Raw genomic sequence first — 13,068 nt, 5'->3', positions numbered from 1 at the left:
CGCTATTTCTTCATCCGTTCGTAGACTCGCTTGCAGTCAGGGCACACGGGAAATTTTTCGGGATCGCGCGATGGCGTCCATTTCTTACCGCACAACGCACGAACTGGCTTTCCAGTAATTGCTGACTCGACAATTTTGTCTTTCGGTACATAGTGGGAGAAGCGTTCGTGATCGCCGTCTTCAATCTGCGAGTCCTCGACAAGCTTTTCGAGTTCCCGATCAAGCACGTCAAGGCCGCCGCCCGAGTCCGGTTCGTTTCTCGTAAAGATTCCCATGGAGGAAGTCTAACCGCTCGAAACGAATTTGAGCCGAGAGCTACAGAAAACCGAAGCTGACCCAATCAGTCGAAGATCTGAGTGACTGCAAGGATCTCGGGGCCCTGCTTGTCGAAAACGCGGCCACCGATGATCACTCCGACGAGAAGTACAACGAGGCCGTAACCAACGCCGAAGAGGAACGCCCACAGATTACCGACAAACGTCACACTGCTTATCGCAAGCACGGCCGACCAAACGGGAGGCACCGAAAGCAAAAGCGCTGCGAGCATCGAGAGAGTTTGGGAAGTTCCAGATCCTGACCCCGACCACTGCGGCTGCACGAACGGGCTATCGCCCGGGCGTGTGGCCGGATACGGCATGATCGCCGAGAAGGCACTCGCCACCCCGGTAGATACGAGCAACACGCCAAGATTCATGCCGATAACCGCCGGCAGAATGCGCCAGTCCCCCATAAATGTAACCGTGAGGCTTGACCCAATCACCGCGACCGGAACACCAACGAACAATATAGGCGCCAGTCGCCCCGCACGGTCGGCCCACCCTCTAACGCCGCTCGCTACGTGTTCCCAAATCGCAGTCGAATCCATAGCGATGTCGTTGTGTTGCGACCAGCCCAAGAGCAGCAGCAAGACGGGAAGCGGAAGAGCAACGGCAAGCTTGAAGTCCGCCCCTGCCACAAGAAATGCGACAAGAATCGCGATGGGCGCAACGGGCAGAGCGATGAGCGCAATTTTGTATCTGGGGTCACGCATCCAATACGTGAGCTGTCTCGCAGCAATTACCTGAGCGGGCCGCGCGGCAAAGCGCTCGAACCAGCCGAGCCCCTGTTTTGCGTTAGACGAGTCGAGCGGCAACTCGATGCGTGTCACAGACCTGTGCACGACAACGAACCATAGCAACGCAAAGCACAGCGTCGTGCCGCCAAGAACCGCGAGCTTGATGCCGGCCGCAGACACTTCACCAACGCTGAGATGGTGGATCGCAGCGAATCCAGCTCCGAACGGTGACCACGCGAGCGGGCCCGCTGCCTCCACCAGCATCCGGTTGTCTTCGCTCCTGAACACCTCGGTAATCCCAAACACAAGAATGGGAATCAAAGCAATGCCGAGCACGCCACCGGTGAGCCTCAGCCCACCGGCAAATCGATCTCCAGCAAGCAGTTGCGAGAGACCAGCAGCCAGGCGCACGCCGACAACCGTAAATACGACAACTAACACGAGTACCAGTGCGGCGATCCACCCACCAGCAAGCCACTCTGGCCGACTGACGACGAGCGCGGCGACCCACACAAGCAATAGGAGAAAAGACCAGCTCGCACACGAGGTAACAAGCATCGACCAAGCAAGTTTCGCGGGGCCCACCGGGTATTGGGAGAACTGCTTGGGTACGAGATACCGGCGATTGTCGAAGAACGGGTAGAGCATCGCAAGCGCCACGATTACAGCACCCATGATGATGTCGAGCGCATCTCGAACCTCGCCCGGCTCCACAACAATGCTAGGAACTAGCGCAGCGGCAACAGCGATAGCGGCACACACGAGCAACAGCAGAGCGACTCGCAACGCGTGCAGAACAGACCCTCGAAATAGGCCACCGGCGAGTGCTACTCGGAGTCGGAAGAGCCGTGTAACCACTGAAGCCCCTTCTTTGATTCACCCTCACCGACGAGGGCCCGGAAGCGCTCTTCAAGGCTCACCCCGTCGCGCACAGCGTCAACGGTGCCCTGCGCAATCACTGACCCACTCGCAATGATTGCAACATGATCGCAAACACGCTGAATCAGCTCAAGGCTGTGACTCGACAGGATGACGCTGCCGCCGCCAGCTACAAACTTTTCAAGGATTTCGGTGACATTAGCTGCGGAAACGGGGTCAATAGCCTCAAATGGTTCATCGAGTACAAGCACTTCGGGCGCGTGGATCATGGAGCACGCGAGCGCAATCTTTTTCTGCATACCCGCCGAATAATCAGAAACGAGTCGGTCGAGCGCTGATTCAAGCCCAAACGCCTCTGCAAGCTCAGCACTGCGCGCGGCAACTTCGGCCTCGGCAACTCCGTGCAGCACACCGGAGTAGTACAAGAGCTGCGCGCCCGTCAGGCGATCGAAGAGACGCAGTCGGTCCGGCAGCGTGCCGATGAGTTGTTTCGCCGCTGGGCCATCGGCCCACACATCGACGTTGCCGACGGTGACCCGGCCAGAACTCGGCCGCAGCAACCCACTGATCATTGACAGCGTGGTCGTCTTACCCGCGCCATTTGGCCCGACAATACCGGTGAGCGACCCCGCGTGCACCGAGATCGAAACTTCATTCGCCGCAACTACTGAGCCGTAGACCTTTGTGAGTTGTTCAGTGCGAAGCACCACTGGATTCTGTGCAGCAACTTTTCCGCGCTCGCGGGCCCGAACGACAGAAGGCGTCGGCACTTCAATTCGCCGACGTGCTGGCTCCTCGGTCGGCGCCTCATCGCCGCCGCTGCGGGTGCGTCGCGACCGCGGCTCCAGCTCTTCTGCTTCGTCTCTGAGCTGCTCGTTCGCACTCCCAGTCGCTCCCCCAGCCTTTACCTCGGTCTGGTTGTCGGTAGACGACGGAGTTGACGAAAGATGCACCCCACTAACCTACCAAACTGAATTGACTGCGCGAACATTCAGCACAGACTCACAGAACCCGGCAGAATAGCTTCTGTGACTGTGCCAGAATATGCAGCCCGAGCCAGACGCGGCTCTGCGATTTCATCCCTGTGGCTTCTCACACGGCGTGACCTCAAGGTTCGGTACTCAACATCGGTTCTTGGCTACCTGTGGTCGATCCTCGATCCACTGCTCATGAGCCTCATCTACTGGTTCATCTTCACCCAGGTGTTTGATCGCTCAGTGGGCGAAGACCCGTATATTGTGTTCCTCCTGACCGCACTTCTGCCTTGGATGTGGATCAACGGCGCACTCGGCGATTCGACTCGTGCGTTCTTGCGCGACGTTCGACTCGTCCGTTCCGTCGCGCTTCCACGGTGGATCTGGGTGGGCAGAATCGTCGCTTCCAAGGGCATTGAATTCTTGCTGAGTCTTCCTGTGCTCCTCATCTTCGCAATTGGAAGTGGCGCAAAGATCACTTGGCTAATCGTGTTGTTTCCACTGGGTGTGGTTCTTCTCGCCGTACTGACACTCGGACTCGGCCTGCTGATTGCGCCACTCGTGGTCTTCTTCCGCGATCTCGAGCGAGCCACCAAGCTGGTGCTTCGCGTGCTCTTTTACGCGTCACCCATCATCTACGGCGCATCAGATCTCCCGAGTTTCGCGCAGCCCTTAGCGTGGTTGAATCCGCTCTCCGGAATATTCAGTCTGTTCCGAGCAGGGTTCTTCCCAGATCAACTCGACTGGATGCTTGTTGGTTCGGCCGCCATCATTTCTCTACTGTTTCTCCTGCTTGGGCTCACCGTATTTCGCCGTTCAATCGGCGGCGTCTTGAAGGAGATTTGAGTGTCAGACGCATTAACTCCGATCATCTCAGTGCGCGACCTGGGTGTGCACTTCAGAAGAAATCGTGGATCGCGAAGAAGCTTCAAAGACCTCTTCGCAGGGCGCGGGCGACGAACTCGCCCAGGTGAGTTCTGGGCCCTCCGAAACGTCTCTTTTGACGTTGCTCCGGGTGAGGCGATCGGAGTCGTCGGCCGGAACGGTCAGGGAAAGTCGACTCTGCTGAAACTTGTTGCTGGGGTTTTACTTCCAGACGAAGGCACCGTGCATGTGCGCGGCGGCGTAGCGCCGCTCATCGAGCTCACGGGTGGCTTTGTGGGCGACCTCACGGTTCGCGACAACATTATGCTCACCGCTGGGCTCCACGGGCTCTCTAAGCAGGTGATCACCGCAAAGTTCGATGAAATCGTGTCGTTCGCTGGGGCCGGACAAGTCATCGACACACCATACAAACATCTTTCGAGCGGCATGAAGGTGCGTGTGGCCTTCTCCGTGGTGTCCCAACTCGACGAGCCGGTACTTCTTGTTGACGAAGTTCTGGCAGTCGGCGATAAGGCGTTTCGTGCGAAATGCTATCGGCGGATCGACGAGCTGCTCGCCGAGGGGCGCACGCTTTTCCTCGTATCGCACAATGAGCGAGACCTGCGGCGGTTCTGCAAGCGTGGCCTCTACCTCGATGGAGGAAAACTCGCGTTCGATGGCCCGATCACAGAAGTACTCGAACGATACAACACTGACCACCCCGCGTGATCCACCGTGTCTGCGTGCTGTCAGGCGCGCTCTTGTGCCAGACGCTCCTGGGACGCGCGCTCGAGCAGCGACTCAATTGCCGCGTGAAAACGCGCGGTGGGTGCACCGGGAGTCGTATCGCCGAAGTAGCGAGTTGACCAGGCACCAAGCCGGTCTCGGGCATCTTCGTCACCAATGACCCGGTCGAGAACCGCGGCAATTTCACCGGTGTCCGACGCATCAAGCCATTCGCACACGCTGAGGTAGCCCCCCTCGTCAACCGCGGCCTCTGGCGCCAGTGGCCGCGTCACCATGAGTGGTTTTCCGGTGGCAAGCCGGTCGTACACCATTGCAGAGATGTCGCAGATAGCGACATCTGGAACCTGCAACTGCCACCCAAGAGTTGGCGAGTCGTCATACACGTGCTGCGCAGAACTGTCTGCCTGATTCGCAGACTCGAGCATTGAGATGATGCGTTTGTTCGCCTGGCCGAACTCATTATCGACCACTCCGCTTCGAGGATGCGGTCGATACACGACGCGATGTCGGCCTGTACCTATGAGTTCCTGAACCAAGCGTTCGCCGTGTGAGACGACTGAACCGTAGCTTGCTGCGGGCCGGTCACCCTCCCACGTCGGCGCATAGAGCACGACGGTGCGGTCGTCTGCCGTGTACGGCGGCGTGCCACTCAGGTGATCAGTCTGTGGCCTCCCGATCGCAACTGTGCGAGCCTCGACATCATAATTCCAGAGCGCATTCGCTAGCCGTGACCGTGCTGCGTCTCCTGCCACAAACGCGTAGTCGTACGTCTTGTACTGATTACTCGTCATGTACATTTTGTCGCTCTCACCGTGGTTGATGAACACGTGCCAGCGATTTCCGTAACGCATCATCTGGAAATTACGAGTGTTTTGGTTCACGTACATGATGATGTCAAGCGGTTGTTTCGCAATGAACGATTCGATGCTCGTGACTTTGGGCACGTACGCAACATCTAGCCCGCTCTCCTGCATGAGTTGGCGAGCACCTGCTGCGTTGCGTGCGAGTACAACAACCGGTACGGTTTTGGCGAGTTCTGCGAGCGGTGCGTACCACTGTCGCATCTGGTACAGATTCACGTCGCTGTCGGCGAAATACACACCAACGCGGTAGCGATCTTCCGGAAGATCACCGCGTTCCTCAAGCATCTTCTTGAGATCGAAGTACGCGCGACGGCCTTTCAGCACACGTTTCGCGAGTTTTACTGCTCGCCTACCGTCCTTCGCAATTTGCATGTGCTTCACAATAGCCTTCAGTTCTGCTTCGATCCTTGATATCAGCGGGCTATGGGAGGATCGTGATGTGGATCGTTATCTTCCCCCCGAACTCACCGAACTCCCAGACGTTCCAGCGGTGAGTTTCATCATGCCCGTGCTCAACGAGGAGGGGTTTCTCGAACAGGCAGTTGCCACGATTCTGGCGCAAGACTACCCGGGTGAAAAAGAGGTTGTGCTCGCTCTTGGCCCGTCTCGCGACGCGAGCAATGAGATTGCGAAGAGGATCGCCGAGGCAGATCACCGGGTCAGGCTTGTAGAAAACCCCGAACGTGACATTCCCGCCGGTCTCAATCGGGCGATCGAAGCAAGCCGTCACCCTGTCATCGTGCGCGTCGATGCACACTCAGAACTCACTTCCGACTACACGAGGCGCGGAGTTCAGGCTCTGCTTGAGGTCGGTGCGGCGAACGTGGGTGGTGTGATGCGGGCAGCGGGGGCTACTCCGGTTCAGCGTGCGATCGCGCGGGGTTACAATAGTCCGTTTGGACTCGGTGGCGGGGCGTATCACGGCGACGGCACACCCGGCCCGGCCGAATCCGCATATCTCGGAATCTTCCGTAGAGAGGCGGTTGCAGCGGTCGGTGGGTACGACCCTGAGATACTTCGCGGTGAAGACTGGGAGTTCAACCTGCGGCTCAGGCGGGCTGGCTATACCGTGTGGTTCGATCCCTCGCTCGGTGTGACGTATTGGCCGCGGGCGAGCTTTAGTGATCTCGCGAAGCAGTTCTTCGCGACGGGAACCTGGCGCGCCGTACTGGTACGCCGGTACGGGCGCGCGAATCCGTGGAGATTTTTCGCGCCAGGCGCCCTCGTCGTTGCGTTGACCGTTTCAGTTCTCGTGCTGGTGCTTCAGATAGTTGGCATGTTGCCCTGGGCTTGGTGGTCTCTGGGCTGGGCACCGCTTGTGGCGTACGCACTCGGAATAGGGTTTGCTATCGCCCGAATTCAAGATCAGCGCGGGTGTAAGGATCGTTTGCTCACTGGCGTGGCCCTCGTGCTCATGCACACATGCTGGGGTGCGGGGTTCCTGCGTGGCATTCTCTTTGGTGGTGGCAAGCTTCTCGGAGGCGGCAGAGTTGTCGATCGCTCACGAGCGTAAATAATTCTGCAGGATCTGCGAGTGCTCTACTTGCTTGAGGCGAGCGCGGTATTTGAGGCGAGTGCACCGCATTCTTCGAGCTTGCTTACGACCCGAGATGCTGCGAACCCGTCATCGTGCGGGAGGAAACGTTTCTGCCAAGCCGCGTAGGCACCTTGGTATTCACCGATCCACTCGGCGGCACGGCCGTCGCGAGCCAGCGCGTTTGCGCAGGAAACAACCTCTTCACGGCTGGTGAGTAGCGGACCAGGCGAGTCGCCTTCGAAGTCAAAGGTAAAGCCACGCTCTCGGTCTCGATAGTTCTCAAGGTCAGGCACAAAGAACGCGAGGGGAATGTTCGATGCCGCCGCATCAAACATCAGCGATGAATAGTCTGTGACGATGAGGTCGGCCGCAAGAATGACGTCGTTGATGTCGGGATGCTTGGAGGCATCGATCACGCCGTACTCACCAACGATGTTGTACCCACCGAGGGAATGTTGACGCGTGTGGCCCCTTGCAACGACCACCCATTCATCACCTAACGCGGCGGCGAGCGCAGTAACATCGAGCTCATCAACGGCGGCTACGGCACTCTCGCGCCAGGTAGGCGCGTAAACAAGCACACGCTTGCTTTGAGGCACGCCCACCGCTGCGCGCGACGCTCGAACAGTAACGGGGTTCAGTCCGCTCCCCGCGTTTGCGAGAGCGAGCCGATCGACCCTCGGGTAGCCCTCTTCGAACACTGGACCCGAGAACGCATAGCTCTTGCGGAACTGTTCGGTTGCGTGCGGGTTTTGAGAGAGCATGGCGCTCCAGCGGCTACTTTCGCGGCGGATCGCCAAGCGTGTGCGCAGCGAAACGTTTGGGCGGCCCAGTGCGAGGTGTTTCAGCATTGTTCCGTGCCAAGTTTGCAGCACAAATTGGCCCCGCGCTCGCTTGAACCGATGCCGAAGCCAGTCATTCACCACGAGCAGTTTGGCGTGGCGGCGTGCTGCGAACCACTCCTTTCCGCCGACAAGTACCGGCGTCGCCCCCTCTGGAACAGCTTGCCGCTCTGAGGTCACGCTCCAGTATCTGTCGAGATCGGGATGTCGCGCGGCAATTTCTCGGTCGAGTGCGAGTGGATTGCAGCTCACCTGTCTGCCATAAAAGCTCTCGAAGAACACTGCTGGATTCGGTACGAGTTCGTGTGCGGGGCGTTTGAGTTCAGCTATATACTCCGCGACTCTTGCGGCTGAAGCACCGTCTCGATAGGCATGGAATCTTTCGGCGAGCGCGCGCGAACTTCTCTGCGATTCACGGAGTTCGTGCGACCCTTGCTCGGCTAGCCGTTCGAGTCGTGTGACGACGCCGCCCCAACTGCGTTCTACGGCCCCTGTAGCCGTGATCTCTAGCGGTTCATACAGTCCTCTGCCGAGCGTATAGCTCTCAAGATCGGGGGCGAACCACACGATCGGTCTCGTGAGCAGAGCAAAATCAATTGCGATCGATGAGTAGTCGGTGATGAGCGCGTCAAACGCGCCAAGCAACGGTGTAATGTCCCGTACCCGATCGCTTCCGAGCATATGCACTCGTTCGTTGAGCACTGGATCGTAGTCGCCCGCTCCAAGCGGGTGCGACCGAATGATGAGGTGTGCGCCGAGATCCGTCAGTAGTGAGTGGATCGACTCGATCTCCGCCGCAACAGGTATTGCCGGGTCGTCGTCACCGTCGCGCCATGTCGGTGCATACAGGAAGATCGGCGTGTCAGGGCCTGCATCAGTGAGTCCAAGCTCTTCAAGTACGCTCGCACGCGCCTCGCTTGCGAGCGCAGGATTTTGTGCCTGCCGTACGAGCACGTCATCGCGCGGATCTCCAAGAACGCGAACCTTGCCGGGATCCACCCTGAATGCGGATCGCAACCGCTCTGCGGCATCGATAGACCCGGCGACATACAAACTCACCTGCTGTGAGCCGCGCTCATACATCCGCCGCAGCAGCGACCGGATGAGCCTCGGTCCGGTCACTGTCGTGGTTACTGGCGAATCCAAGTGAATGCGCTTCATGGGTGCACCGTGCCAGAGCTGAATAATTACTGCCCCAAACACGCCAAACCTATTCACATCGCCGAGCCCGTGGGTGACGACGAGTGTGCCAGAACGAAGTGTGACCCAGTATCCGCGCCAGGAATTCCGTTCGACTGCAATGAAGTCGTGGCGTTCCGCAAGGGCGCGCTCTGACTCGTTACTCACCATCCAGAAAACCACAGCGTCGGTTTGCGTTTGGCGCACATGCAGAGCTAGGGCGAGAGCCCCCTCTCCCACACCAATTCCGCTTCCGAATGCCCACTGCAGATGGGAGCGCGGAACGAACCATGAAAAGACGAACGACAACACGTATTTCGGGATCGCCAGCAGTTTGCCGAGATTACCGCTCGCGAAGTGAAATCGGGCAGTGGTCATTCAATAAACTCTAGTTCACTACACACCTGGACGCTGGCGCACCAGCGTCCAGGCGAGCAATTACCAGTCCAGAGTGCCGAGTGTTGCGGTGGTTTGCCCCGCCTCACCATTTCTTGTGTAATCGATGGTGATTTCACTCCCACCCGCTTGCATTCTGATGAGCGCGGACACCGTGGTTCCGTCGGTTGCAGGAATGCCATTAATCGCAGTGATCACGTCGCCTGCGCGTAGACCTGCTTCATCGGCCGCTCCACCAGGGGTGAGATCTTGAAGCAATCCACCCGCGTGATTCGCATCAGCGTCTGTGTCGAAGCTTGAATCTGCAACACTCGCACCGAGGAGCCCGTGTGAGGGCTGCTCGCCGGCGATGATCTCATCTGCAACTCTCGTCGCGAGCTGCGCGGGAATGGCGAACCCGAGACCCGCGCTCGCTGCGGTTCCCTCGGTTGCACCTGGAGATGCGATCGCAACGTTAATGCCGATGAGTTGACCCTGGTTGTTCAGGAGCGCACCACCCGAGTTACCGGGGTTGATCGACGCATCAGTCTGGATCACGGGCAGGGTCACCTGCCCGACACTCTGCTGCGTATCTTCCTCCTCTTGGCCCGGGTTCTGGAATCGGAAGTCCCACGGGAACCCAGGATTCTGCCCGTCAGAGCCATCGTCGTGAGGCTGGTCTGAGTCTGGGCTTTCTGGAATGAGAGGACTTCCCACCGAAATACCCCGGTTGAGTGCGCTCACGACACCACTCGTCACCGTATTCGCCAGATTCAGTGGCGCACCGATCGCGACTGCAACATCGCCAACATTCACCTTGGTTGAATCAGCAACCTCAATGGGTGTGAGGTTGTCAGCTTCAATCTTCACCACCGCGATGTCTGAATACGGAGCCACGCCCACAATGGTGCCGTCGAAGACTCGGCCGTCGCTCAGTTTCACGCGGATGCTCACATCCGACGCCGCCCCATCAAGAGTTGCTACGTGAGCATTCGTGATGATGTAACCGTCTTCGCTATAAATCACCCCTGAACCAGAGCCAGCTGCGCTTTGCCCTTGCACCTCAAGCGTCACGACACTCGGAGTAGCTACTGCGGCAACCCCTGTGACCTCAGTCACACTCTCAGGATTATTGAGCGTCACAGCGCCGCTGTGCTGTGCGACTGTCGCTGACTGAGGCGCAAGGTTCGCCACGACGAGCGAAGACACGCCCCCGCCGACGATACCCCCAATAAGAGCAGCGATCGCGAGACCGGAGAGCAGGGTTCCCGTCGAGTGTCCCTTCTTCTCCGAGGTCTCAGGCTGCGAAGCCTGTGCGGCGGGAGACGAGTACTGCTGCCCTAAATATGAGGGTGAATACGCCGGATATCCCGATGCCGCAGACTGCTGAGAATGCTGTTGACCGTACGTTGGCTGCGCCCCATAGATCGGCGTCGTCTGCTGCTGCACCGAAGCCGGCTGCTGAGGTGATGATCCATACATCGCCTCTGCAGCCGACGTGGCACCCTCTTGTGGGACTGGTGGTTGCGATTGCGATTGTGCTGCGTGCTGCTCACTTTGTGATGCGCCGGGTTCTGTTGGGGTGTCCTCATCAGCCATCATGGCTCCCTTCTCGATACCCATAAGCATTCACCCCAATCCTATGAATTAGGTTTGGACAAGCTGCACGGAGTCTGCGGATCATTACAGGTCTGTGGTGAACAGTTGACCCTCACGCCTACGTGCACCTCGGCGAATGATTCCCTGAAGCCCGAACAACAACACACCTGATGTGAGCACTCCGGCGCCAGCAAGGAGTGCAAGCTGGCCGGGTTCGAACCCTGTGACTGCGAGCCTGGGTTGCGTTTTGGGTTCCTGGGGTTCGACGATCACCGCTGTCTCCTCTGGTATGCCAAAGTCGTCACACCACGACTCGATATGGCCACGCACAGATTCTGCTTGGTCTTCCTCAAGCAAGCACGCCCGCACGGTCACCCACCCACGCGTACCTTCAGGGATCGTTATCGGAGGCACGTCGATCCAAGTCTCGGTCTCCGTCACGTCAGCAAAAACACTGGCAATCTCTTTCGCCTCTGCGGGAGGTTCGCCTTGCTGACTTGGTTCCTCATCTAGCTGGTAGGCAGTCACACGAATTCGCGCGGGGATCCGCTCTCCCGTTCGGTCAACTAACCAAGCACCGCGCTGCATACTCACTTTGATTGTGTCCTCGAGCACCTGCTCTTTAGTGCCAAACTGCAGTTCTCGCTCCTTCAGAGCAGTGATCCAACGTAGTTGAGTGGGAACTACGTGGCCTTCCACGTCGACACCAAATCGATCCGCAAAGACTCCATTAGCCGGCAAAAGTTCTGAGTCTCTCACTAGGCGAGACTGTGACGCCTCATCGATTTGCCAGACCCAGTAGTAATACCCAGACTCGCTCGGCGTTGCTTCTGCAGTCACAGCATATGTACCAGGACCATTGTCGATCTTGAGCGTGCTGCGCGCGGCAACGGGCGATCCTGCGGGAGCTTCGTCTCGCTCCTCTTGCGGCACATTAAATGGTCCATACAGCGTTCCCTGTGCAGTGAGGGGCAAGTAAGTGCCGTTCGTCGTTCGTTGCGGCCAAGGTGCTGATTCGCCAGATGCAGAGACAGTTACCGTGTCGGCGAAGCTACCTGTGTCACGATCCACAATCAACTCAGGCACTGAGGTTTCAATTGCGGGAGTGAACTGACTATCGACAGTGATTGAGACCGGGTCGAATTCACCGCCATTTTTAGCTGTGACTGCGGCGACTCCAGAACCAAGCTTCTGCTCAGTCTGGTCCGACGAAGGGTGCAACACAATCTGATCTGGCCAGTACCGTTCCTCGAGCTCCCACGTTCCTTCGATGGTCACCTCATGGAACCTGGCCCATTCGTCGTCATGTAACGTCGCACTCCACTTGACAGATCCCGCTGAAGCGTCTGAGAGCACCATGCGCTGTTCACCATTCTCAAACTCGCCTCCCGTGATCGTGAGCGACGTGGTTCCACTTGGGTAGCTGAGTGTTCCTGATCCGTGCTCCTCACCAGCGCTGATAATTAGTGCAGCATCAGGTGTTCTATTACCGGGCCCTACGGCTTCGGTCTTCGCCCGTTCTGCAAGTTTGAGGCCGGCCTGCACAAACGATGCTCCCCCGTGATCGCGAATGAGCTTGTATTTTTCATCGAGCCACGCCGCGTTACCCGGGCCCCGACGAAGCTCCCAAAGCGCAATCTGCACGGCGACAGCCTGCTCAGGAGAAGCGCCCGGTGCATGCTCGGCGAGAACCCAGTTGAGCTGGCGCAAGACTTCACCGGACGCAGTCGCAGTTGCTACCTTGCCACTCCACCCCCACCCATCTTGCGCGTTTACCGAGTAGCCGGGCAGTGATGACACGACGGTAGGACCCAACTGAGTGCTGAATGGCGCGTCTGCACCGGGTTCAAGACAGTACGCGAGCGAGCCGTCTGAACTCTTGAATGCGCCAACGTGGAACCCATTGAAGGCGAGCATTCCATCGAGTGTCGCTGCGTGAGTTGGCGCAACACCTATCCCGAGCACGACGAGAACCGCGGTGAGCGCAGTCGCAATGCTGAGTTTCAGCCGGTTCCAGTGGCGAGTCGACACCATGGAGATCATAAGTACGAGACCTTTCATTCAAAATGCGTAGGTCGCTATGGTGCCCGTGCGTACGACAAACGGAACTTGGTTATCCACAGGTCGTTGCGTGGAGCCGATTCGCCTTCTGGTC

The 13,068-nt window shown here is 58.4% G+C and carries 10 protein-coding genes; 3 read left to right on the top strand and 7 right to left on the bottom strand.

What is annotated here, in order from left to right; all coding sequences use genetic code 11:
• Nucleotides 1–2: 2 nt before the first annotated feature.
• From H9L06_RS00450 to H9L06_RS00440, 3 genes are all read right to left on the bottom strand, one after another.
• Nucleotides 3–275 (bottom strand): DUF3039 domain-containing protein, encoded by a 273-nt coding sequence (locus H9L06_RS00450; RefSeq protein ID WP_187555371.1) that lies wholly within the window; start codon nt 273–275, stop codon nt 3–5.
• Nucleotides 276–340: 65 nt separating this feature from the next.
• Nucleotides 341–1,912: a hypothetical protein gene (locus H9L06_RS00445; protein WP_187555370.1), complete on the bottom strand. Its 1,572-nt coding sequence runs from the start codon at nt 1,910–1,912 to the stop codon at nt 341–343.
• Nucleotides 1,882–2,886: an ABC transporter ATP-binding protein gene (locus H9L06_RS00440; RefSeq protein ID WP_246454414.1), complete on the bottom strand. Its 1,005-nt coding sequence runs from the start codon at nt 2,884–2,886 to the stop codon at nt 1,882–1,884. The genes H9L06_RS00445 and H9L06_RS00440 overlap by 31 nt, the downstream gene beginning before the upstream one ends.
• Nucleotides 2,887–2,961: 75 nt before the next feature.
• On the opposite strand from H9L06_RS00440, the gene H9L06_RS00435 reads away from it, so the two are divergent.
• Entirely contained in the window at nt 2,962–3,753 is a 792-nt protein-coding gene (locus H9L06_RS00435) for an ABC transporter permease (protein ID WP_246454413.1), read from the top strand.
• On the top strand, nt 3,754–4,500 hold the full coding sequence (locus H9L06_RS00430; protein WP_187555369.1) for an ABC transporter ATP-binding protein: 747 nt from the start codon (nt 3,754–3,756) through the stop codon (nt 4,498–4,500).
• Between the two features lie 20 nt (nt 4,501–4,520).
• Here the strand turns inward: H9L06_RS00430 and H9L06_RS00425 are convergent, their stop codons facing one another.
• Nucleotides 4,521–5,753, bottom strand: coding sequence for a CDP-glycerol glycerophosphotransferase family protein (locus H9L06_RS00425; protein WP_187555368.1), 1,233 nt, complete (start codon nt 5,751–5,753; stop codon nt 4,521–4,523).
• 130 nt (nt 5,754–5,883) lie between these two features.
• Between H9L06_RS00425 and H9L06_RS00420 the strand changes: the two genes are divergently transcribed.
• A complete protein-coding gene (locus tag H9L06_RS00420) occupies nt 5,884–6,894 on the top strand; it encodes a glycosyltransferase family 2 protein (protein WP_246454554.1) in 1,011 nt (336 codons plus the stop codon).
• Nucleotides 6,895–6,920: 26 nt separating this feature from the next.
• On the opposite strand, the gene H9L06_RS00415 is transcribed toward H9L06_RS00420, so the two are convergent.
• Genes H9L06_RS00415 through H9L06_RS00405 form a run of 3 tightly spaced genes read right to left on the bottom strand, consistent with a single transcriptional unit; the run spans nt 6,921 to nt 12,974 of the window.
• Complete coding sequence (locus H9L06_RS00415) at nt 6,921–9,317, bottom strand: CDP-glycerol glycerophosphotransferase family protein (protein WP_187555366.1); 2,397 nt, start codon at nt 9,315–9,317, stop codon at nt 6,921–6,923.
• 60 nt (nt 9,318–9,377) lie between these two features.
• Complete coding sequence (locus tag H9L06_RS00410; RefSeq protein ID WP_187555365.1) at nt 9,378–10,943, bottom strand: S1C family serine protease; 1,566 nt, start codon at nt 10,941–10,943, stop codon at nt 9,378–9,380.
• 54 nt (nt 10,944–10,997) lie between these two features.
• Entirely contained in the window at nt 10,998–12,974 is a 1,977-nt protein-coding gene (locus H9L06_RS00405) for a hypothetical protein (protein ID WP_187555364.1), read from the bottom strand.
• Between the last annotated feature and the right edge of the window lie 94 nt (nt 12,975–13,068).

The sequence above is a fragment of the Leucobacter denitrificans genome, from assembly GCF_014396385.1.
In the GTDB taxonomy this organism is placed as follows: Bacteria; Actinomycetota; Actinomycetes; order Actinomycetales; family Microbacteriaceae; genus Leucobacter; species Leucobacter denitrificans.
Note: the sequence above shows the minus strand (reverse complement) of the source record. Positions and strands in the feature narration are given on the sequence as shown.

Bases quoted from the DNA above. Each gene is read 5' to 3' on its own strand.
- H9L06_RS00450 (WP_187555371.1), bottom strand. From the start codon at position 275: ATGGGAATCTTTACGAGAAACGAACCGGACTCGGGCGGCGGCCTTGAC.
- H9L06_RS00425 (WP_187555368.1), bottom strand. From the start codon at position 5,753: ATGCAAATTGCGAAGGACGGTAGGCGAGCAGTAAAACTCGCGAAACGT.
- H9L06_RS00420 (WP_246454554.1), top strand. From the start codon at position 5,884: ATGCCCGTGCTCAACGAGGAGGGGTTTCTCGAACAGGCAGTTGCCACG.
- H9L06_RS00415 (WP_187555366.1), bottom strand. From the start codon at position 9,317: ATGACCACTGCCCGATTTCACTTCGCGAGCGGTAATCTCGGCAAACTG.
- H9L06_RS00410 (WP_187555365.1), bottom strand. From the start codon at position 10,943: ATGCTTATGGGTATCGAGAAGGGAGCCATGATGGCTGATGAGGACACC.
- H9L06_RS00405 (WP_187555364.1), bottom strand. From the start codon at position 12,974: ATGAAAGGTCTCGTACTTATGATCTCCATGGTGTCGACTCGCCACTGG.